Genomic DNA, 1026 nt, shown 5'->3' with positions numbered 1-1026 from the left:
CGGATTTACTGCTTTACACTTGGCAGCAAATGGTGGGCATGTAGAGGGTTATAAGTTATTACTTGAGCAGGGTGCTGATCCTAATATTACTATAGAAGGATATACGGCAAGAAAGTTATATCAAGCTTCACACTCTGATAAGATAAAAGAATGCAAAGCAGCTGAAAGGGAAGTTGAAGCTAAAAGGAAGGCAGATAGATCTGAGAGATTGGATATAGTGGGATCCAAGAGACGACTTGATTTTGCAGAAATTATAAATGGTTCTAGAAACCCTAGAGTTGAAAAAGGATCGGATGACTCGTCACCTGAAAAGCCTTCTGTAAACTCTCAAAGAGATAGAGGAGAAAGATGGGTGGCTTCTGAGATAAAAAAGCAAGATTAAGAGAATTTGGAAATCCAGCTGATAATAGAGAAGAGCAGAAATCAATGGGCAGAGGGTCTTAAAAGGTTTTACTGCTATAAATGCATTGCCATATGGAGTAGTGTTTAGGTTTTATATATGCTAGGCTTAAAATCGCCTTTTGTGGTTATAAATGTTATAAAAAAATAAAGACTCTTTTTTAAATCAATAAGAACTTTTTTTTATATATGTTAAATATTATTATTTAAAATTAAATAAGTAAATTACATAGAAGGGTAATAAAATGCAAGACAAAGATAAAAATTTTCTGACTGTTGTCAAACAAGGAAAGGTAAAGGAAGCTGAAGGCCTACTCTTACAAGGCGCTAACATAAATGCAATAGATAGATTGGGGGGTACAGCCTTACACCTAGCTACAAGACGAAAAAATGTTAAAATGGCAAAGTTATTATTAGAGCAGCCTTTAATTAATATCAATATTAAAGATTGGGATGAGCAGACTCCTTTGCAAAATGCCTTATATAATGGTTACGATGAAATTGCTAAATTAATATTAGAACATAATCCTGGTGTTAAAACAGCCGATATAAAGGGGAACACGGTTATACACTTATGTTTAATAGGGAGTAAAATAAATCTAATTCCTTTACTTGTGGAGAGAGGAG

Annotated in this window: 2 protein-coding genes; both read left to right on the top strand. The window is 33.9% G+C overall.

Going from position 1 to position 1026, the window contains the following annotated elements; translation table 11 throughout:
* Window positions 1-382 (top strand): ankyrin repeat domain-containing protein (locus tag NF27_RS00305; protein WP_039454572.1); only part of this gene is annotated, 382 nt, incomplete at its 5' end.
* A 262-nt stretch (window positions 383-644) separates the two neighbouring features.
* Window positions 645-1026, top strand: a 382-nt coding sequence (locus tag NF27_RS00300; protein WP_161791741.1) for an ankyrin repeat domain-containing protein, incomplete at its 3' end; no start/stop codon positions are given.

Source organism: Candidatus Jidaibacter acanthamoeba, assembly GCF_000815465.1.
GTDB classification, from domain to species: domain Bacteria; phylum Pseudomonadota; class Alphaproteobacteria; order Rickettsiales; family Midichloriaceae; genus Jidaibacter; species Jidaibacter acanthamoebae.
This window is presented reverse-complemented; position numbering and strand designations above follow the sequence as displayed.